Annotated in this window: 20 protein-coding genes; 13 read left to right on the forward strand and 7 right to left on the reverse strand. The window is 70.4% G+C overall.

Going from position 1 to position 18,769, the window contains the following annotated elements; all coding sequences use genetic code 11:
• Window positions 1-42 precede the first annotated feature (42 nt).
• From ACFE76_RS15085 to ACFE76_RS15130, 10 genes are all read left to right on the forward strand, one after another.
• Window positions 43-795 carry an amino acid ABC transporter ATP-binding protein gene (locus ACFE76_RS15085; RefSeq protein ID WP_375432611.1) on the forward strand — a complete coding sequence of 251 codons (753 nt, stop codon included), beginning with the start codon at window positions 43-45 and terminating at the stop codon, window positions 793-795.
• Between the two features lie 56 nt (window positions 796-851).
• Entirely contained in the window at window positions 852-2,012 is a 1,161-nt protein-coding gene (gene solA, locus ACFE76_RS15090) for an N-methyl-L-tryptophan oxidase (protein ID WP_375432588.1), read from the forward strand.
• A gap of 1 nt (window position 2,013) precedes the next feature.
• Window positions 2,014-2,646, forward strand: coding sequence for an FMN-binding negative transcriptional regulator (locus tag ACFE76_RS15095; RefSeq protein WP_375432589.1), 633 nt, complete (start codon window positions 2,014-2,016; stop codon window positions 2,644-2,646).
• The gene (locus tag ACFE76_RS15100) at window positions 2,639-4,111 is read left to right on the forward strand and encodes an amidohydrolase (protein WP_375432590.1); all 1,473 of its coding nucleotides are present in this window, start codon (window positions 2,639-2,641) and stop codon (window positions 4,109-4,111) included. The genes ACFE76_RS15095 and ACFE76_RS15100 overlap by 8 nt, the downstream gene beginning before the upstream one ends.
• Window positions 4,112-4,233: 122 nt before the next feature.
• On the forward strand, window positions 4,234-5,643 hold the full coding sequence (glnT, locus tag ACFE76_RS15105; RefSeq protein WP_375432591.1) for a type III glutamate--ammonia ligase: 1,410 nt from the start codon (window positions 4,234-4,236) through the stop codon (window positions 5,641-5,643).
• A 107-nt stretch (window positions 5,644-5,750) separates the two neighbouring features.
• Window positions 5,751-6,662 carry a hypothetical protein gene (locus tag ACFE76_RS15110; protein ID WP_375432592.1) on the forward strand — a complete coding sequence of 304 codons (912 nt, stop codon included), beginning with the start codon at window positions 5,751-5,753 and terminating at the stop codon, window positions 6,660-6,662.
• Complete coding sequence (locus ACFE76_RS15115; RefSeq protein ID WP_375432593.1) at window positions 6,650-7,366, forward strand: hypothetical protein; 717 nt, start codon at window positions 6,650-6,652, stop codon at window positions 7,364-7,366. Before ACFE76_RS15110 ends, ACFE76_RS15115 begins: the two co-directional genes overlap by 13 nt.
• A gap of 9 nt (window positions 7,367-7,375) precedes the next feature.
• Complete coding sequence (locus ACFE76_RS15120; RefSeq protein ID WP_375432594.1) at window positions 7,376-8,749, forward strand: FMN-binding glutamate synthase family protein; 1,374 nt, start codon at window positions 7,376-7,378, stop codon at window positions 8,747-8,749.
• Complete coding sequence (locus tag ACFE76_RS15125; protein ID WP_375432595.1) at window positions 8,746-10,014, forward strand: FAD-dependent oxidoreductase; 1,269 nt, start codon at window positions 8,746-8,748, stop codon at window positions 10,012-10,014. The genes ACFE76_RS15120 and ACFE76_RS15125 overlap by 4 nt, the downstream gene beginning before the upstream one ends.
• Window positions 10,011-10,673: a helix-turn-helix domain-containing protein gene (locus ACFE76_RS15130; RefSeq protein WP_375432596.1), complete on the forward strand. Its 663-nt coding sequence runs from the start codon at window positions 10,011-10,013 to the stop codon at window positions 10,671-10,673. The genes ACFE76_RS15125 and ACFE76_RS15130 overlap by 4 nt, the downstream gene beginning before the upstream one ends.
• A 57-nt stretch (window positions 10,674-10,730) precedes the next feature.
• Here the strand turns inward: ACFE76_RS15130 and ACFE76_RS15135 are convergent, their stop codons facing one another.
• The 5 genes from ACFE76_RS15135 to ACFE76_RS15155 all read right to left on the reverse strand — a co-directional run bounded on the left by ACFE76_RS15135 (window position 10,731) and on the right by ACFE76_RS15155 (window position 15,151).
• Window positions 10,731-11,243, reverse strand: coding sequence for an asparaginase domain-containing protein (locus ACFE76_RS15135; RefSeq protein WP_375432597.1), 513 nt, complete (start codon window positions 11,241-11,243; stop codon window positions 10,731-10,733).
• A 32-nt stretch (window positions 11,244-11,275) separates the two neighbouring features.
• Window positions 11,276-12,451 carry a pyridoxal-phosphate dependent enzyme gene (locus tag ACFE76_RS15140; RefSeq protein WP_375432598.1) on the reverse strand — a complete coding sequence of 392 codons (1,176 nt, stop codon included), beginning with the start codon at window positions 12,449-12,451 and terminating at the stop codon, window positions 11,276-11,278.
• The gene (locus tag ACFE76_RS15145; RefSeq protein WP_375432599.1) at window positions 12,448-13,383 is read right to left on the reverse strand and encodes an ornithine cyclodeaminase family protein; all 936 of its coding nucleotides are present in this window, start codon (window positions 13,381-13,383) and stop codon (window positions 12,448-12,450) included. Before ACFE76_RS15145 ends, ACFE76_RS15140 begins: the two co-directional genes overlap by 4 nt.
• A gap of 186 nt (window positions 13,384-13,569) precedes the next feature.
• Window positions 13,570-14,406 carry a sugar phosphate isomerase/epimerase family protein gene (locus tag ACFE76_RS15150; protein ID WP_375432600.1) on the reverse strand — a complete coding sequence of 279 codons (837 nt, stop codon included), beginning with the start codon at window positions 14,404-14,406 and terminating at the stop codon, window positions 13,570-13,572.
• Window positions 14,407-15,022: 616 nt separating this feature from the next.
• On the reverse strand, window positions 15,023-15,151 hold the full coding sequence (locus ACFE76_RS15155; protein WP_375432601.1) for a hypothetical protein: 129 nt from the start codon (window positions 15,149-15,151) through the stop codon (window positions 15,023-15,025).
• Window positions 15,152-15,212: 61 nt separating this feature from the next.
• Here ACFE76_RS15155 and ACFE76_RS15160 point away from each other — a divergent pair, with 61 nt between their 5' ends.
• Both ACFE76_RS15160 and ACFE76_RS15165 read left to right on the forward strand, forming a co-directional pair.
• Complete coding sequence (locus ACFE76_RS15160) at window positions 15,213-15,455, forward strand: type II toxin-antitoxin system Phd/YefM family antitoxin (protein WP_375432602.1); 243 nt, start codon at window positions 15,213-15,215, stop codon at window positions 15,453-15,455.
• Window positions 15,452-15,850 carry a PIN domain-containing protein gene (locus tag ACFE76_RS15165; RefSeq protein WP_375432603.1) on the forward strand — a complete coding sequence of 133 codons (399 nt, stop codon included), beginning with the start codon at window positions 15,452-15,454 and terminating at the stop codon, window positions 15,848-15,850. Before ACFE76_RS15160 ends, ACFE76_RS15165 begins: the two co-directional genes overlap by 4 nt.
• Before the next feature lie 342 nt (window positions 15,851-16,192).
• Here the strand turns inward: ACFE76_RS15165 and ACFE76_RS15170 are convergent, their stop codons facing one another.
• Together ACFE76_RS15170 and ACFE76_RS15175 are read right to left on the reverse strand one after the other, a co-directional pair.
• Window positions 16,193-16,444 (reverse strand): hypothetical protein, encoded by a 252-nt coding sequence (locus ACFE76_RS15170; protein ID WP_375432604.1) that lies wholly within the window; start codon window positions 16,442-16,444, stop codon window positions 16,193-16,195.
• A gap of 318 nt (window positions 16,445-16,762) precedes the next feature.
• A complete protein-coding gene (locus ACFE76_RS15175) occupies window positions 16,763-17,248 on the reverse strand; it encodes a helix-turn-helix domain-containing protein (RefSeq protein ID WP_375432612.1) in 486 nt (161 codons plus the stop codon).
• Between the two features lie 563 nt (window positions 17,249-17,811).
• On the opposite strand from ACFE76_RS15175, the gene ACFE76_RS15180 reads away from it, so the two are divergent.
• Complete coding sequence (locus tag ACFE76_RS15180; protein ID WP_375432605.1) at window positions 17,812-18,765, forward strand: hypothetical protein; 954 nt, start codon at window positions 17,812-17,814, stop codon at window positions 18,763-18,765.
• Window positions 18,766-18,769 lie beyond the last annotated feature (4 nt).

Raw genomic sequence — 18,769 nt, forward strand, 5'->3', positions numbered from 1 at the left:
ACGCAGCCGGCCGGGTCGCGGCCGCAGACCGACGCTCAGCAGATGGTCGTCGCCCGCGGGGTGCACAAGTCCTACGGCGCGCACGAGGTGATCAAGGGCGTCGACCTCGACGTCGCACCGGGTGAGGTGCTGTGCCTGCTCGGGCCCTCCGGGTCGGGCAAGTCGACCTTCCTGCGCTGCATCAACCACCTCGAGCAGATCGACGCGGGCTGGATCAGCGTGGACGGGGAGCTGGTCGGCTACCGCGAGCACCGCGGCAAGCTGCACGAGCTGCGCGACTCCGAGATCGCCCACCGGCGCAGCGAGATCGGCATGGTCTTCCAGCAGTTCAACCTCTTCCCCCACCTGTCGGTGCTGGAGAACCTGATGGAGGCACCGCTGCGGGTGCGTCGCGAGCAGAGCGGGCCGGTGCGCGAGCGCTCGCTGGCCCTGCTCGAGCGGGTGGGGCTGGCCGACAAGGCGAAGGCCTACCCACGGCAGCTGTCCGGGGGCCAGCAGCAGCGGGTGGCCATCGCCCGGGCGCTCGCGATGAAGCCCAAGCTGATGCTCTTCGACGAACCGACCTCCGCGCTGGACCCCGAGCTGGTCGGTGAGGTCCTGGACGTCATGCGCGGCCTGGCCGCCGACGGCATGACCATGGTCGTGGTCACGCACGAGATCGGCTTCGCCCGCGAGGCCGCCGACACGGTGGCCTTCCTGGACGGCGGCGTCGTCGTGGAGACGGGCCCACCCGACCAGGTCTTCACCGATCCGCGGCACGAGCGCACCCGCTCGTTCCTGGCCCGGGTCCTGTGACCGGTTCCCGCCCCCTGACCTGTTCCACCCGAGACCGAGCACGAGGAGAACACCGCATGGAGCACGTCGACGTCGCCGTGGTGGGCCTGGGAGCCCTGGGCAGCGCCACCACCTACCAGCTGGCGCGACGAGGCGTCGACGTGATGGGTCTTGAGCAGTTCGAGCTCGGCCACGTGCGTGGCGCCTCGCACGACACCTCGCGGATCGTGCGCCGCGCCTACGAGCGCCCCGAGTACGTGCGGCTCGCCGACGCCGCCTACCGCGACTGGGCCGACCTGCAGACCGTCACCGGCGAACACCTGCTCACTCCCACCGGCGGTCTGACGTTCTGCCCCGCCGACGGCCCGGTGCCGGCGAGTGACTACCTCGGCAGTCTCCGCGCGGTCGGCTGCGACGTCGAGGAGCTGGACCAGGCGGCGCTCGCCCGCCGCTTCCCGGCCTTCCGCGTCCCCGAGGACGTGACCGCGGTCTACGACCCGTCCTCGGGCATCGTGCACGCCAACCGCACCGTGGCGACCCTGCAGCTGCACGCTCGCGTCGCCGGCGCTCAGCTGCGTCCGCGCTGCCCGGTCAGCGCGGTGGACGACTCCGCCGGTGACGGGGTGGTGCTGAGCACGGCTGCCGGTCCCGTGCACGCCAGCACCGTCGTCCTGTGCACCGACGCCTGGACCCCGAAGCTGCTGGCCCCGCTGGGCGTCACCGTGCCGCTGCGGGTGATGCAGGAGCAGGTCACCTACTTCGCCCCGGACTCACCGGCCGACTTCGCGCCGGGTGAGTTCCCTATCTGGATCTGGCAGGGGGACTTCTGCTTCTACGGCTTCCCGACCTACGGCGAGCCGACGATCAAGGCCGCGCGTGACGTCTCCGAGGTGCTCACCGACCCCGACGCGCGCACCTTCGTCCCGCACCCCGAGCGGCTGGAGCAGCTGCGGGCGTTCATGGCCGCGACCGTGCCCGGCAGCGGCCCGGCGCTGCGTACCGTCACGTGCCAGTACACGCTGACCCCCGACCGCGACTTCGTGATCGACGCGGTCCCCGGCCACCCGGACCTGCTGCTGGGCCTGGGCGCGGCCCACGCGTTCAAGTTCACGCCGACGTTCGGCCGGGTGCTGGCCGACCTGGCGACCACGGGCGTGAGCGATGAGGACCTGTCGCTGTTCCGCGCGGACCGGCCGGCGCTCACGGCTCCTGCTCTCGCCGCCGCCGGCCAGGCCTGAGGTGCGCACCAACCCCGACTACGCGATGGACCCGGCCGACCTCAAACGCCTGGTCCGGGAGAACCCGTGGGCGACGCTGGTGGCGGCGACCTCCGCCGGCCTGGTCGCGTCCCACTACCCGGTGATGCTCGACGAGACCCGGGAGGAGCTGTCGTTGCTCACCCACGTCGGCCGGCCCGACGAGGAGGTCCTCGGGCTGGGGAGCGGTGAGCTGCTCGTGATCGTCGCCGGACCGCACGGCTACGTCTCGCCCAGCTGGTACGGCACCTCGCCGGCCGTCCCGACGTGGAACTTCGTCGTCGCCCACCTCGCCGGCGTCCCCGAGGTGCTGAGCGCGGAGCAGAACCTGGTGGCGCTGGCGGCGATGGTCGACCACCTCGAGCTCCCCGTCGTCTCGCCGCGGCCCCTGCTGGCCGATCCCGTCGACGCCGCCTACGCCAGGAGGATCAGCGCGGGCACCGTAGGTCTCCGGCTCACCCCGACCCGGGTCACGACCAAGGCCAAGCTCAGCCAGGACAAGCCACCGGAGGTGGTGCAGCGGGTCATCGCCGAGCTCGGCGGCAGTGGCCCGTACGCCGCCCCGGCGCTGGCCGCCGAGATGCGGCGCGTGCGTGCCGAGGACCCTCGTGGGTGAGCCGCTGCTGCTCCGCGCGGTCCGGCTCGGCCCAGCCGGGGAGCCCTGCGACGTCTTGCTGGACGGCGGTCTCGTCACCGGCGTCGGTGGCGGAGTCGGGGGCGGCCCGGGGGTCCGGGTGGTCGACCTGGGTGGCCGCTGGCTGCTGCCCGGTCTGTGGGACGAGCACGTGCACTTCACCCAGGCGGCGCTGGTGCGGCAGCGCCTGGACGTCTCCGCTGCCACCACCGCCCGGCAGGCCGCCGCGCTCGTGCGGGCCCGGGTGGACGTCGAGCCGTCCTCGGCGGACCAGCCGTTGGTCGGCTACGGGTTCCGGGACGGGCTGTGGCCCGACCGGCCCGCCGCGGACCTGCTGGACGAGGCCGGACGGGGCGCCCCCGTCGTCCTGGTCTCCGCCGACCTGCACTGCCTCTGGCTGAGCACCTCGGCCGCCCTGCTGTTCGACGTCGCCACGGACGGCCTGTTGCGAGAGGAGGCCGCCTTTGCCGTCAGCCGCCGCCTCGACGAGGTGCCGGACGCCCTGGTGGACGTCTGGGTCGACCAGGCGGCCCAGGCGGCGGCCGCTCGCGGGGTCGTCGGCGTCGTCGACCTCGAGATGGCGTGGAACGCGAGCTCCTGGGTGCGCCGGGTGGGCGCCGGCACCCGGTCGCTGCGCGTGGACGTCGGCATCTATCCCGGCCACCTCGACCGGGCGCTGGCCGATCGGCTGCGTACCGGAGACGCGGTGGCCGGCGGTGAGGGGCTGATCAGCGCCGGACCGCTGAAGGTGCTGATCGACGGGTCGCTGAACACCCGTACGGCCTGCTGCGTCGAGCCCTACCCCGACGGCTCGGTGGCCGAGCTGACCGTGCCGCCCGAGGAGCTGCTGGCGCTGCTGCTCCGCGCCACCGCCGGCGGGCTCGTACCGGCGGTGCACGCCATCGGGGACCGAGCCGTCACGGCTGCGCTGGACGTCTTCGAGGCTCTGGGCAGCGGGGGACGCATCGAGCACGCGCAGCTGGTCACCGACACGGACCTGCCGCGCTTCGCCGCGCTCGGCGTCACGGCCAGCGTCCAGCCCGAGCACGCGATGGACGACCGCGGGGTCGCCGACGTCCACTGGGCCGGCCGGACGGGCCGTGCGTTCCCGCTGCGGTCCCTGCTGGACGCCGGGGCCCGGCTCGCCCTCGGCTCGGACGCCCCGGTCAGCCCGCTCGACCCGTGGCGGGGCTTAGCCGCAGCGGTAGGCCGCGCGCGCGACGGCCTGGCTCCCTGGCATCCCGAGCAGGCGATCTCGGTCGCCGACGCCCTCGCGGCCTCAGCCCGCGGGCAGCGCCACGTGCGCTGCGGCGCGCGCGCCGACCTGGTCGCGGTCGACGTCGATCCGTGGTCGGCCAGTCCCGACCAGCTGCGGCAGATGCCGGTGGCGCTGACGGTCCTCGCCTGCCGCGCCACCCACGACGCGGCAGGTCTGATGGTCGGCTGAGGTGCTCCTCAGCCCGACCAGGTCGCGCAAGTGTCACACGTTCGAAACCCACGCTCCTCGACCGACTGATCTACTGCAGAGAGACACCATCACCTCGTAGTAGACGCAAGGGGACCATGACGATGACCGAGCCCGCGGCGCCGGACGTCGCTACCGTCCCCACGACCGTGGAGTCGGGGCTCTCCCTCGCGGTCGCGCCGGGCAGCACTCAGTCGTTGGCCAGCCAGGCCCGCGCGGACGGGGTGCGGTTCCTGCTGGCGACGTTCACCACGCTGACCGGCAAGCCGTGCTCCAAGCTCGTGCCGGTGTCGGCCGCCGATGCCCTCGAGGCCGAGGGCTGCGGGTTCGCCGGTTACGCGGCCGGTGGGATGGGGCAGCTGCCGCGTGATCCCGACATCGTCGCGGTGCCTGACGTCTCGACCTATACCCCGCTCACCTTCGTGCGCCCCGGTCTGGGCATGGTCCACTGCGACCCTCACGTCGAGGGCAGCCCCCACCCCTTCGCCCCTCGCGTGGTGCTCCGGCGGGCGGTGGCCGCCGCCGCGGAACAGGGCCTGGGGCTGAAGGTCGGCGCGGAGGTCGAGTACTTCTTGCTCCAGCGCGGACCAGACGGCGCGCTGCGCACGGCCGACGCGGCCGATGACGCCGACCAGCCCTGCTACGACGCTCGCGGGGTGACCCGGATGTATGACCACCTCACCGCGGTCAGCGACGCGATGGAGGAGCTGGGGTGGGCTCCGTACGCCAGCGACCACGAGGACGGCAACGGCCAGTTCGAGCAGAACTTCGCCTACGACGACGCTCTGGTGACCGCCGACCGGGTGGTGACGATGCGCTACCTGCTGCAGGTGCTCGCCGAGCAGCGCGGAATGGTGGCGACCTTCATGCCCAAGCCGTTCGCCGACCGCACCGGCAGCGGCCTGCACCTGCACCTGTCCCTGTGGGACGGTGACCGCTCGCTGATGCCCACCGCGGCGTCGGCCGACGCCGTGCCCGACGTCCACGGTCTCGGGCTCTCCCCGGTGGCGTACGCCTTCGTGGGCGGGCTGCTCGATCACGCCCCGGCCCTCTCGGCCCTGCTCGCCCCGACCGTCAACTCCTACAAGCGCACCGGGGCCATCACGACCGCGTCGGGGGCGACCTGGGCGCCGCGGACGGCGAGCTACGGCGGCAACGACCGCACCCACATGGTCAGGGTTCCCGACAGCCAGCGCGTCGAGCTGCGTTCCGGCGACGCATCGGCCAGCTCTCATCTGGCGATCGCCGCCGCGCTGGGCGCTGGCGCCGACGGGGTCCGCCGTCGGCTCGACCCGGGTTCCCCGGGCGCCGCCGGACCGTCGCCGCTGCCGCGCACCCTGCTGGACGCCGTCGCCGCCCTGGAGGCCGACCCGGTCCTGCGGGGAGTGCTCGATGGTGGTGACCCGACCGCAGGGGTGGCCGACTACTACGCCGAGCTCAAGCGCGAGGAGTTCTACACCTGGCACGCGCAGGTCAGCGGCTGGGAGGTCGACCGATACCTCCTCGGCGTCTGAAGGCGTCGCGCCGAAGCTCTCGGGCTGACGCACCCATGGATGTCTCCTGCTATGAGACACTGTCCACCACGAGTCCGCTGCTGCGGCAAGAGAGAGGAGGGCCGAGCGTGTGTGGGATCTCCGGGCTGCACCTGCGTGACGAGGAGCTGTACCCGCAGCTGGGAAGGCTGCTGGGGGGCATGCTGTGCCAGGCCGCGGAACGGGGGACCGACGCCGCCGGCGTGGGCCTGTACGGCGACCCGCGGCTCACCCCGCCGGGTACGACGACCATCTCGGTCCTCGACGCGAGCCTGACGCCCGCCCAGCTGGCCGCCCGTGTCGGCGCCGTCCTCGGCGACGAGGGCGCGGGCGGCGGGGTGACCGTCCGTGCCGCCGGCGCCACGTCGACCGTCACCGCCTCCTGCGGCGTGACCGAGCTGGAGGCCGCCGTGCGCAGCGCGGTGCCCGACGTCGTCGTCAGCGGCCTCGGTCGGCAGCTGGTCGTCCTCAAGGGCACCGGTCACCCCGATGCGCTCGCCTCGTCCTTCGGTCTGGCTGGCGCCGGCGGCTGGCAGGGCGTGGCCCACACGCGGATGGCCACCGAGTCTGCGGTGACCCCCAGCGGTAGCCACCCGTACTCGGTGGGACCTGACCAGTGCCTGGTGCACAACGGCTCGTTCGCCAACCACGCGACGATCCGCCGCGAGCTGCGCGCCGAGGGCGTCGTGTTCGACTCCGAGAACGACTCCGAGGTCGGCGCCCGGTTCCTCGCCCACCACCTCGCCCAGGGGGCCGACCTGGAGAAGGCGCTGCACCTGCTGTGCGAGCGCTTCGACGGTTTCTACACCCTGCTGGTGACCACCGGCGACAGCTTCGCCGTCGTCCGCGACGCCATCGCCTGCAAACCGGCGATCATCGCCGAGACCGACCGCTGGGTGGCGATGGCCTCGGAGTACCGGTACCTGGCGGGCCTGCCCGGCATCGAGCACGCCCGCCTGTTCGAACCCGAGCCCGAGGAGGTCCACCTGTGGCAGCGTTGACCCCGACCGCGTTGCCGGCGGCGACGGAGGTCGACCTGACGAGCACCCCGGTCCGTGACCTGAACGCCGCGCTGCACGATCCTGAGCGGGCGCCAGACGGCAGCCGGTGGCGGGTCCTGCACCCCGATGGGCGGCACAACCTGGCCGTCGGGCTGAGCCGCGAGGTCGTCGTCGACATCGAGGGTCACGCCGGCTACTACTGCGCGGGCATGAACCAAAGCGCCACCGTCCGGCTGCACGGGAACGCCGGGGTCGGGGTGGCCGAGAACATGATGTCCGGGTCGGTGCACGTGACCGGCAGCGCCTCGCAGTCCGCGGGCGCGACCGCCCACGGCGGTCTGCTCGTCATCGACGGCGACGCCGCCGCCCGCTGCGGCATCTCGATGAAGGGAGTGGACATCGTGGTCGGCGGGAGCGTCGGGCACATGAGCGCCTTCATGGGTCAGGCGGGGCGCCTCGTGGTCTGCGGGAACGCCGGGGACGCGCTCGGTGACTCGCTGTACGAGGCGAGGATCTACGTCGCCGGCCGCGTCCGCTCTCTCGGCGCGGACTGCGTCGAGAAGCCGGTGCGCGAGGAGCACCTGGCCGAGCTGGCGGGGCTGCTGGCCGCGGCCGGCCGGGACGAGGACCCGACGACCTTCCGCCGGTTCGGCTCCGCCCGGCGGCTGTACAGCTTTTCCGTCGACCACGCCGCCGAGTACTGAGGAGCCACGATGACCACGCTCACCGACCACCCCGTTCCGGCTCCGGACACGGCGGGCAGCGACGACCCGGCGGCACGAGGTCTGCGTGAGTCCGCCACCTTCGACCGGGCGACCGTCGCCGCCATCCAGCGGGCGGCGCGGACCGGCATCTACGACATCCGCGGTGGTGGTTCCAAGCGGCGGCTGCCGCACCTGGACGACCTGCTCTTCCTCGGGGCCAGCATGTCGCGGTACCCGCTGGAGGGCTACCGCGAGCGCTGCGGCACCGACGTCGTCCTGGGCGCCAAGCACGCCATCCGCCCGCTGCACCTCGCGATCCCGGTCACCATCGCCGGCATGAGCTTCGGCGCACTGTCGGGGCCGGCCAAGGAGGCACTGGGCCGCGGGGCGAGCGAGGCGGGCACGGCGACGACCACCGGGGACGGCGGGATGACGCCGGAGGAGCGCGGACAGTCCACGCAGCTGGTGTACCAGTACCTGCCGAGCCGCTACGGCATGAACCCCGACGACCTGCGGTCTGCCGACGCCATCGAGGTGGTGCTCGGCCAGGGGGCCAAGCCCGGTGGGGGAGGCATGCTGCTCGGACAGAAGATCTCCGAGCGGGTGGCCGGCATGCGCACCCTGCCGCGCGGGATCGACCAGCGCAGCGCGTGCCGGCACCCGGACTGGACCGGTCCGGACGACCTCGCGATCAAGATCGCCGAGCTGCGGGAGATCACGGACTGGACCAAGCCGATCTTCGTGAAGGTGGGAGCGACGCGCACCTACTACGACGTGCAGCTCGCGGTGAAGGCCGGCGCCGACGTCGTCGTGGTCGACGGCATGCAGGGCGGGACCGCGGCGACCCAGGAGGTGTTCATCGAGCACGTCGGCATCCCCACCCTGGCCGCCGTCCCGCAGGCGGTGCGGGCGTTGAAGGAGATGGGTGAGCACCGGAACGTCCAGCTCGTCGTCTCCGGCGGTATCCGCCACGGCGGGGACGTCGCCAAGTGCCTCGCGCTGGGCGCGGACGCCGTCTCCGTCGGCACGGCGGCTCTGATCGCTCTCGGGGACAACGACCCGGCGCTGGACGTGGAGTACCGGGCTCTGGGTTCGGCCGCCGGCTACTACGACGACTGGCAGGACGGCCGTGACCCCGCCGGCATCACCACCCAGGACGAGGAGCTCGCCGCGCGGCTGGATCCCGTCGCCGCCGGGCACCGCCTCGCCAACTACCTGCGGGTGATGACGATGGAGGCCCAGGCGATCGCGCGGGCCTGTGGCAAGTCCCACGTCCTGCACCTGGAGCCGGAGGACATGGTGGCCCTCACGATCGAGGCCGCCGCGATGACCCGCATCCCGTTGGTGGGCACCGACTGGGTCCCCGGTCAGGGTCTGGCGTGACCACCGCCCACGACGAGCCCGCCCGCGTGCTGCCCACCGAGCCCGTGCTACCGGCGGAGGTCGACGTCGTTGTCGTCGGTGCTGGTCTGATGGGCGCGTCCGCGGCCTGGGCGGCCGCGCGGCGGGGGCTGTCGGTGGTGCTCCTCGAGCAGTTCGACATCGGGCACGCCCACGGCAGCTCGCACGGCAGCGCCCGGATCGTGCGCCGCGCCTACGCGGACCCTCTGTACGCGGGGATGACGGGTCTGGCGTTCGAGAGCTGGCGCGAGCTGGAGCTCGACACGGGTGCGTCGCTGCTGCGGCTGACCGGCGGACTCGACCACGGTCGCGGACGCGCGGTGCCTCAGATCGCCGCCGCCCTGTCCGAGGTCGGCGTGCCGTACGAGCTGCTGCCGGCCGAGGAGGCGGAGCGACGCTGGCCCGGGATGAGGTTCAGCGGCGACGTGATCTTCCACGCGCAGGCGGGCACCGTCGACGCCGCGGCCACGGTCGCCGCGGCCAGCTCGCGGGCCCGCGAGCTCGGGGCGGTGCTGGCGCCGCACACCCGGCTGCTGCGCCTGCGCGTCGAAGGTGGCGGGGAGGTGACCGTGCAGACCGACCGCGGTGACGTCCGCGCCAGCCGCGTCATCGTGGCCGCAGGAGCGTGGGTGGTCGACCTGCTGCGCGACGTCCTGGCCTCGGCGTCCGTCGCGCTCCCGCCGCTGGCGGTGACCCAGCAGCAGATCTTCCACTTCGCCCGTCGCGCTGGCGTGCCCGAATGGCCCATCGCGATCCAGAAGGACGTGCTGGACATCTACAGCCTGCCCGGCGGCGCTGACGGTGGTCCCGCCGGGGCGCGCAAGGTCGCCGAGCACCTGGCGGACGTCACGAGCAGCCACCCTGTCACCCCGTCGACCCGCAGCGGCGTCGTGGACGACCGGGCGCGTACGCGCATCGTCGAGTACGTGGAGCGGTGGCTGCCCGGGCTGGTGCCCGAGCCGTTCGCCGAGGCCACCTGCCTGTACACGACCACTCCGGACGAGGACTTCGTCCTCGACCGGGTCGGCCCCGTCGTGGTCTGTTCGCCCTGCTCGGGCCACGGCGCGAAGTTCGCCCCGCTCATCGGCGAGCTCACCGTCGACCTCGCCTCGGGAGTCAGCACGACCCCCGACGGAACGCTGGACCCAGCACGTGCCCGGCTGCTCGCGCAGCCGCGGTTCACCCTCGGCGGCCACCGAGCCGGCACCCGGGTCACGGCGTCGACGGCTGGCGTGGAAGGGCGGTGAGCGTGACCCCGGAGCAGGTGGGCGCCGGGGTCGGGGAGCGCGAGGTGGACCCGGCCACCGTCGGTCCCCTGGAGGGCGGCCTTGAGCGGGCGATCGCTGCGCAGGTCCGCGCCTACCGGGTGGACGCAGGGGCGTCGGTGGGGGAGATGGCGGTCCGGGTCGGGATCTCCAAGGCGATGCTGTCCAAGATCGAGAACGCCCAGACCTCCTGCAGCCTCACCACGCTGAGCCGGCTGGCCGCCGGTCTGGGCGTGCCGGTGACGGCGCTCTTCCGCGGTGTCGACGTCGAGCGGGAGGCGGTCTTCATCCCTAGTGGCCACGGTGCGCAGATCGTGCGCCGCGGGTCACGCCACGGGCACCGGTACGAGCTGCTCGGACCGTTGCGGGGTCCGCACCAGCGGATGGAGGCCGTCGTGGTCACGCTGACCGAGGCGAGTGAGGTCTTCCCGCTCTTCCAGCATCCGGGCACCGAGCTGCTGTACGTGCTGGACGGCGCGATGGTCTACGGGCACGGCGAGGCCAGTTACACGATGCGCCCCGGAGACGCCTTGCAGCTGGACGGCGAGGGTGCGCACGGCCCGCAGCAGCTGCTGGAGCTCCCGGTGCGCTTTCTCTCGGTGACCGCACACGGTGAGCACGCTGCCGGGCAGAGCGGCTGACGGGAGTCCTGGCCGCTCTGTGGTGTCAGGCGGGTACGGGGCCAGCGCTTCGGGGGTTCACTCGAGCGGGACGAAACGTCCCAGGGTCCGGTCCTTCGACACGCGGTCTGCGGCGAAGACCTGCCCGTTCATGGCGATGTAGACCCCGGACGGCAACAGCGGCAGGGCACCGAGAGCGAACCCGATGTTGAACGCGGCGTCGGAGCAACGCATGCTGTGGGGCTGGATGGCTCCGGTCAACACGATGGTCTTGTCGAGACACAGGTCTCGCAGGAGCAGGGCGGTCTCGACCATCGTGTCCGTCCCGTGAGTGACCAGCACGTGACGCTGTGGCGCTTGGCGTACCTGCTGTTGGATCATGCGCTGGTCGTCGGCGTCTAGGTCGAGACTGTCTTTGCGCAGAACCTCCACGGCCAGCAGGTCGACGCAGGCATGGGCCTCCCTCAGGATGGCCGGCAGGCATGGCTCGCCGACTTCCAGCTGGCCCTGAGCGGTATAGATCTTGTCGAGGGTGCCCCCTGTCGTCAGCGCGAGCACGGTCGACGTGTGCGAGGCGTCAGGCAAGGTCACGTCGACCTCGACCGGAGGCCCGGAGGTCGGTGTCACCGCGCGGCTCCGGGGGGCGATCCCGGTGTCTTCAGGCCACTGCCACACAGGGGCACGACGAGCTCGCCGCTGCGCAGGGCCGCAAAGCCGTCGGCGTCCGCCCTGGTGGGCCGGCCCGCGGATGCGCTCCGGCGGGCCTGCTGTACGGCTGCGTAGCAGACCGCGGCGGTGGGCTCGACGTAGAGGCCTTGGGCAGCGAGGTCGGCTTGCGCCTGCAGCGTCTGCCGGTCGTCGACGTTCACGATGGCGCCGCCGGTCTCCCGGACCGCGGCCAGGATCTGGGCGGCTCGAGGTGGTGCGCTGATGGCGATGCCTTCAGCCACGGTCGGGGTGGACCGCACCTCGTCGATCCCGGGTCGACCCGCGGCCCATGCTGCGGCCAGCGGCGCGCAGCTACTGGTCTGGACCGCGATGATCCGCGGCACCTGCGGGATGAGACCCTGCGCTTTCAGCTCGGCAAAGGCGAGGTGGCAGCCGAGGACCAGTGTCCCGTTACCGACCGGCACCACGACGGTCTCGGGGACACGCCGGCCGAGCTGCTCCCAGATCTCGTACCCGTACGTCTTGACGCCGTGGAGGAAGTACGGGTGGTAGACGTGGCTCGCGTACAGGAGGCCGGGTTCGTCGGCTGCTGCCAACGCGGCGTCGGCGCAAGCCCTGCGGTCACCCGGCACGAGGGTCACGTCAGCATGATGGGCGACCATCTGGGCAAGCTTGCCCGGAGACGTCGACGCAGGGACGAAGACCTGGATGGGAATGCCCGCGCGGGCGAAGTAAGCCGCCGCCGCCGTCCCGGCGTTGCCGCTGCTGTCGACGATCGCGGCCCGGACGCCGAGGCGTGCCGCCATGGTCGCGAGGATCACGGCGCCGCGGTCTTTGAACGACGACGTCGGCATCAAGAAGTCGCACTTCAGGACGACGTCGCTATCGACCAGGGAGGTGACGAGCGGGGTAGATCCTTCGCCGAGGGAGATGCGGCGATCGACGGGGACGGGAAGGACGTCACCAAATCGCCACAGGGAACCATCTCCTGCAGAGGGTCCCCCAGGATCATGGGCCGGCGTGAAGTCGGAGACGTCGAACAGCCCTCCGCATCCACAGCGCCACGCCAACGAGGACACCGGATAGGTGCGGTCGCAGTCGCGGCAGACCAGGTCGGGAAGGACGGTCATCGGACTGCTCGCGAGCCGAGGGCGTCCTCGCGGGCGAGGAGGGCCGCGGCGAGAGCCAGGTCTTGGAGAGCAAACCCAGAGCTGTCGAAGATCGTGATCTGCTCGTCGTCGGTCCGGCCCGAGGCGATGCCGTGGAGGACGTCGCCAAGCGCGGTGATCGTGGCGTCGGCCGCTGCGTGCTGGAACTCTCCGATCCGGCGAGCCTGGTCAGGCAGGTCGCAGAACAGTCGCGCTCGACCGAGCAGGGTCGTCGGCAGTTCCTGCTTGCCCGGGCCGTCGGCACCCATGGCCGAGATGTGCGTACCGGCCCGAACCCAGCTGACGTCGAGCACGGGGGCAGTCGCGGTGGTGGCGGTGACGATGATGTCGGCGCGGCGGCAGCCCTCCTCCGCTCCGACGACGGCGACGCTGATCCCGGTCAGTCGTCGGAGATCAGCTGCCGCCCGCGCTGCGGCGTCCGCGCGGCGACCGACGACGAGGATGTTCTCAATCGGGCGGACCCTCGACACCGCGAGCGCCTCGTGCCGAGCCTGGCTACCCGTGCCGACCACCGTCAGCACTCGAGACTCCGCGCGGGAGAGGGTCTCAACGGCCAGGGCGTCGGCGGCTGCGGTGCGGTAGCCGTTGGCGTGGCTCGCCTCGACCACGGCGGCGACCCGTCCGGTGTCGGGATCCAGCAGGAGGACGGTGGAACTATGGCGGGCGAGGCCCAAGGCCGGATTGCCAGGCCAGTAGCTGCCGATCTTGACGCCCACGCTCGTGGGCGTCGAGCCGGACTTCACGGTGAGACGGTTCTGGCCGTCAGTGGTGTGCGCGACGACGACGGGGAACGTCTTGCCGTAGCGGCTAGCCAGGAACGCCTGCCGGGCGGCGCTGAGCGCGAGCTCCTCGTCGATCAGCTCAGCCGAGACCTCCTCTGACATCACGCGCATCTCGAGCCCTTCGTCCAGACGTTGCTGTTCCGGTGCGCCAGCCAGTCTCGCAGGCCGGGGACGCGCAGCCACTCCCGACCAGCCATCGCTCACAGGAGTTGAGCTGACGCCTGAGGAGCCCAACCGAAGGGGTCACCGATCATGCCGGTGCCGAGGAAATCAACCCGACTGGACCGGTGCGCGTGGTCACCGAAGCCCGGCCGCCTGGAAGTATTCGACGCTGGCTTGGATGCCGTCGAAGATGTTCCCTCCTGCGTAGTAGTCGAACTCGATGACGCCGAACTCGGTTGACGGGGCGGCTGCGAGGTAGTCGAGCAGCGGCAGGTCGCCCTGGCCGGCTGGGCGCTGGTCCAGCGTGGTCGGGTCCATCCGGGCGGCTCCAGGTTGGAACGGGTCATCTCCGACGACCCCGTCCTTGAGGTGCAGAGCCCTCACCTTGTCGCCGAGCCGTCCCAGCAGGGCCACGACGTCCTGGCGGCCGGTGGCGGCCCAGTACAGGTCGACCTCGAGCACGACGTCATCGTGGAGCTGGTCGGCGAACACTTCGTAGGCGGAAGCGCCGCGGAAGCTGGCGACGAATTCTTGGGAGTGGTTGTGGTATCCCACGCGTAGCCCGTGGTCGGCGGCGCGCTTGGCGGCGTCGTTGAGCCGGGCCGCGGTGTCGAGCACGTCGTCCTCGCTCAGCCAGCGGTCGGGAGAGACGAAGGGGTCGATCACGATCTCCACCCCGAGGCGGCGGGCCGCGGCGAAGACGGCGTCCTGGCTCGGCGGGCCCGCCTGTCCTGCCGCGAGCGCCGGGTCGTCAAACCCGAGGCCGGCGGAGAGCAACGAGGCGTGCCCGGTCCTGGCCCGCATCCCGTTCTGCGCGAGCGAGTCGGCGAGCGCTGGGGCCCGGTCGACGAAGTCGAAGGCCTCCACGTCGCGGAGGCCCATGGCGGCGAGCCGGGAAAGGGTGCCATCGAGGTCGTGGGTGAGCTCGTCGCGGACGGCGTACAGCTGGACTGAGAGTGCGGGACTGGTCAAGGAAGGTTCCTTATCTTTGAGTTTCGTGGCGTTTGACGAACGAACGTAGGTCGAGGCGGGTGGTGTCAGACGCCGACCTACTGCGCGGCACCCGGGCACGCACCGGGCTGCGTTGCCGTCGTCGCGGAGAGAACACCGCTATCCGACTCCTCCGGCGCCTTGCCCAGCACGTACCCGGGCACCTGCTCGCTACGGCCGCCGTTCGACACCGCCATCCTAGGGCTTGGGGCTGCCCATGTCGGATGGCCGGCTCGGCGGTGGCGACCTCGGATGGCGAGCGGGCCGCGGTAGTTGCTGTCGCGCATCACCTTCGAGCTACGGCGGTAGTCATCGGCATCGACGCTACCGTCACGGTGGGTGTGGACTTTCGCCTGGCAGGTTTCTGTGCGGCTCCGTCACCACAAGCTGCTCATCCAGAATGCTTCGCCACAGTCCGGGGCCCTACGTCTGCTGGTGGACTGGACTGGACGGGAGGCGCGGGTGCGCGGTACGGACCCGTTCATCAGCAGCAACTCGTAGGTCACGTGGTGGCCGACGGCGCGCCCTCGCGCGTCGCGAACGACCTCCCAACTCTCGACGAGACAGAACCGGCTGTGGTCCACCCGGGTGCCGGCTCTCACGCCAACGCGAACTTCGTTCGGTTCGCGGCTGCCGCAGTGATGGCCCCGCCGAGCAGCCAGTCGCGCAGCTGCTCGTCGTCCGACAGTTCGACGAGCTGGACGAATGCGGATCCCTGACCGGGCACCGTCAGCCTCATCGACTCCGAGGACGAGGATGACGAAAGTTCGGGTGCTACGCTGTCGCACATGAACGTGGGCGTGCGAGATCTACGCAACAACACCGCGCGAGTTCTTGACGCAGTAAGAGCAGGTGAGCGAGTGACGCTCACTGTGCATGGGGAGCCGATTGCCGATATCGTCCCGCACGGTCGTCGTACCCGCTGGTTGTCGGGGTCGGCGTTGAGCAGCCAGTTGACCGGTCGTGCTGCCGATCCGCAGCTGCGCCGTGATCTGGACGAGCTGGCTGGTCAGACACTGGCGGATCTGTGAGCGCCGGGCTTCTCGATACCGGAGTCTTCATCGCTGCGGAGGTTTCTCGACCACTCGAGCCGCTTCCTGACCGTGTCGCTGTCTCGGTGGTGAGCTTGGGCGAACTGGAACTCGGCGTGCTGGCGGCGGTCGATGCCGACGTCCGCGCCCGACGTGCCGACACCCTTGCTTTGGCCCGCGACGCGGATCCGATCCCGATCAGTGAGGCGGTCATGACCGCCTGGGCGCATCTGGTCCACGACTGCCGGCAAGCAGGAATACACCGCAGCGTCCGACTGACCGATGCGCTCATTGCGGCGACTGCGGTCGCGCATGGTTTGCCCGTCGTGACGCAAGACGCTGACTTCGACCGGATGGCCTCAGCCCACGCGCCATTACGCGTCATGAAGGTTTGATGCGGCGAGGTCAAAATATCCTCTGACTAGGATAAGCAGTCTAGGCGATACTGGGTTCGAACCAATGACCACTTCCGTGTCAGCGGGATCGACCCGCCTGGCGCGGCCCTTAACCGGTGAGATCTGAGCGTGAACACCTCCTGTCGGATCCTGGTGTATGCACTGGTGGTGTTACACCAACTGTTACACCGTCGAGGCCGTTGAAATCATCGTCGAGAATGCCTGGGCGCATGCCTTACCAAGCCCGAGCCGGGGGTCGCCTGGTCATCGCGACGGATCTGCACCCTGCCGCGGGCCCGTGCTCACGTCCAAGATCACGCCGGCCCGATCCGGCCCCGCCCCTTACGGCCGAGGTTGCGCATCGAGCCAGCGGAGCGCGGCCTCGGCCGCTACGTCGTGTTTACGCGGGATCGTTCCGAGCCTGGAGGCGATGAGGTCGCCGTCGACCAGGTCGGCGTGGAGAAGTGCGGCGACGAAGTTCCGGTCCTTTTCGCGTAAGGCGATGAGCTTGGCTACGCAGAGGTCTTCCTTGTCGAGGCACAGGCCGGTGTATCGCGGTTCGCCGGTGAGGGCCGCGGTGTTGGCGTTCTGCACCCCTGACCAGTCGATCGCGCCAGCCGTCAGGGAGTACCGCGGTGTCGAGGTCGACGCCGTCGATGCTGAAGCCGTGCAGCTCCTCGAAGGGGGAGAGCTCGCCGGCGATGCCCTCGATGATGTCGGCTAACCGTGCGGTGGCCTCGTTGGTGTCGGCAATGGGGAGGACGTCAACCTCGATCGACATCGTGGCTGTGGCAGGGAGTTGGGATTCGTCGTAGGTGCCGAGTATCGCTTGCGAGCCGACCACGATGACCGCAGGGTGGCCGAGGATTTGGCAGGCCGTGCGGATGGCGTGCTCCAGTTGCTCTCGTCGCATCAGCTTGCTCGTTGCAACACGTCGCGGCGCACCTCGTCAGGGAGCAGGCCGGACATGGGGCTGACCTCGCGCATCTCGATCGACCCGCGATCGAGACCGGTCAGTACGCGATGAAGTCCGGGGAGGTCGCTGCGATCGACCAGCTCACGCCACCGCTGCAGGTTGCGCTCGTGCGGCTGACCTGTGACCCCCTTACGCAGACGATCCAGGTTGCGGTCGATCGTGGGCTGCCATTGCTCGAAGCTGGTGCGACTGAGTCGCGTGGAAAGTTGGCGATGGAGGTGCCACGATCGGCGTTCGGAGCGGGTGAGCTCGGGGACGACCTGTCGACGAACGACCTCGAGGCGGCGTCCCATGCAGGACAGGAGCCGATCGAGCTGCTCGTCGCTGAGGTGGACGCGCTCGGACAGGAAACCGCTGATGCTCGGCTGACGCACGCCGCTGAGCCGGGACAGCTCGGACTGGGTGGTGCCCGTCTCGACCATCACCTCGCGAAGCAGCTCACTCCTATTCTTCACACTCCCAGCATAGCAGCATTTACTATAGCAGTAGGTTGTGATCAGGGCGCGGAACGTGGGCGACAAGACGGGTTACGATCCACGATCGGACGCTCGCCTAAGGGCTGCGGGTGCCCATGTAGACCTTGTCGAAGCCGTCTCTTGACGTGGCTGACGGACTGCTCTATCGACCCGAGCGCCGTTGCTGGTGCCGACCTAGTGTCCGTACCCGTATCGACCTTAGCGACGCGAGTCGTGTCAAGGTGACTGCGTGTCCTCTTCACCTACGCTGCTGACTGACCTCGACGAGTTACAGACGGACCTCATCAGGCTGATCGGGCGGCCGTGGACGATCAACTACCTGGCTAACACCAAGGGGTGGCCAGTGTGGGATTTTGTGCGTCGCCGCTACGCCGCTAACCATCGCAAAGACGGCGCCACCACCGACAGCCCCCGCCGAAGTCCTCGCCTCGCTACCGTCCATCTCGTCGCCGTCGTTCCAGACTGCCCGCTATGGCCTGTTTTGGCGGTCCGGAAGCGGACTCCCAGGGTTGCAGCCCACGGACCGGGTCGGCCTCACCATCGCCGGCCTGCGCCATCTCTGGAAGTCAACACTCGTCGAGCGGGAACGAGAGAGTCGTCCCGATCTTGGTCAGATCTGCGTGAACCTCATCAAGGCGGGCGCCGACCTGGAGGTCGAGCTGCTCGAGGACAATGACTGGACCAAAGTGGCAGAAGGCAGCCTCGACGTACGGTCCCAGCTCACACAGCAGAATGAGCCGCCGATGGAGATTTTGGGGCAGGTCCTCCAGCACGAGTTTATGATCATCGCCCGCACCACCACGCAGTTCAATTGGAGTATTGACTACGGCGCAGGACGGCTCGAACGCTTCCATGGCGTCGCGACGGTCGAGGATTACATCGAGCTCTTGCAGTCAATGGCCGACGCTGACTCTTCTGTCGACTTGGTCTCGTCGCCCCTCCGGCTGCCTGGCACTCTCGACTACCTCGGCCTCGTCCTCGCACGCCACCCGGTCTGGACTCACCCCGGTCCGTTCATCAAGATCAACGACTTCGACGCCGCCACCCGCCTGCTCCAACCGCCCGCGTCCCGCGCTGAATTCACCGAACGATGTAGCGACCTGTGGACAATAATCTCGCAGCTAGGCGTACCGCAAGCGAGTGACGACCTCTACACGGCAGCTAAGCTCGACCCGACGCGCAAGGGGACGATCAACGACCTCCAGCTCTGGCTGCAGGTCGAGCTCGGTGAGGACTACCCAACAGTCGCCGATGCTGCCACCACGATTCGAGGCATCGGACACGTGCGGCAGGGTAGCCAGCATGCGAGTAGCAGCACACGGAACAAGGCCGACCGTGCGCTTATAGCGCTCGGAGTGACCGTTCCTGTCACCGACTGGCCGCAGGCCTGGGGGGCCGTGGTTGCCGCGGCCGCGGCGGCGTTTTACACGATCGCGACCGCGGTTCGGCGGCTAAAGCCCTAAACCG

The organism is uncultured Friedmanniella sp. (genome assembly GCF_964244005.1).
In the GTDB taxonomy this organism is placed as follows: Bacteria; Actinomycetota; Actinomycetes; order Propionibacteriales; family Propionibacteriaceae; genus Microlunatus.

Bases quoted from the DNA above. Each gene is read 5' to 3' on its own strand.
- ACFE76_RS15160 (WP_375432602.1), top strand. From the start codon at position 15,213: ATGAACGTGGGCGTGCGAGATCTACGCAACAACACCGCGCGAGTTCTT.
- ACFE76_RS15175 (WP_375432612.1), bottom strand. From the start codon at position 17,248: ATGGTCGAGACGGGCACCACCCAGTCCGAGCTGTCCCGGCTCAGCGGC.
- glnT (WP_375432591.1), top strand. From the start codon at position 4,234: ATGACCGAGCCCGCGGCGCCGGACGTCGCTACCGTCCCCACGACCGTG.
- ACFE76_RS15140 (WP_375432598.1), bottom strand. From the start codon at position 12,451: ATGACCGTCCTTCCCGACCTGGTCTGCCGCGACTGCGACCGCACCTAT.
- ACFE76_RS15145 (WP_375432599.1), bottom strand. From the start codon at position 13,383: ATGCGCGTGATGTCAGAGGAGGTCTCGGCTGAGCTGATCGACGAGGAG.
- ACFE76_RS15085 (WP_375432611.1), top strand. From the start codon at position 43: ATGGTCGTCGCCCGCGGGGTGCACAAGTCCTACGGCGCGCACGAGGTG.
- ACFE76_RS15120 (WP_375432594.1), top strand. From the start codon at position 7,376: ATGACCACGCTCACCGACCACCCCGTTCCGGCTCCGGACACGGCGGGC.
- solA (WP_375432588.1), top strand. From the start codon at position 852: ATGGAGCACGTCGACGTCGCCGTGGTGGGCCTGGGAGCCCTGGGCAGC.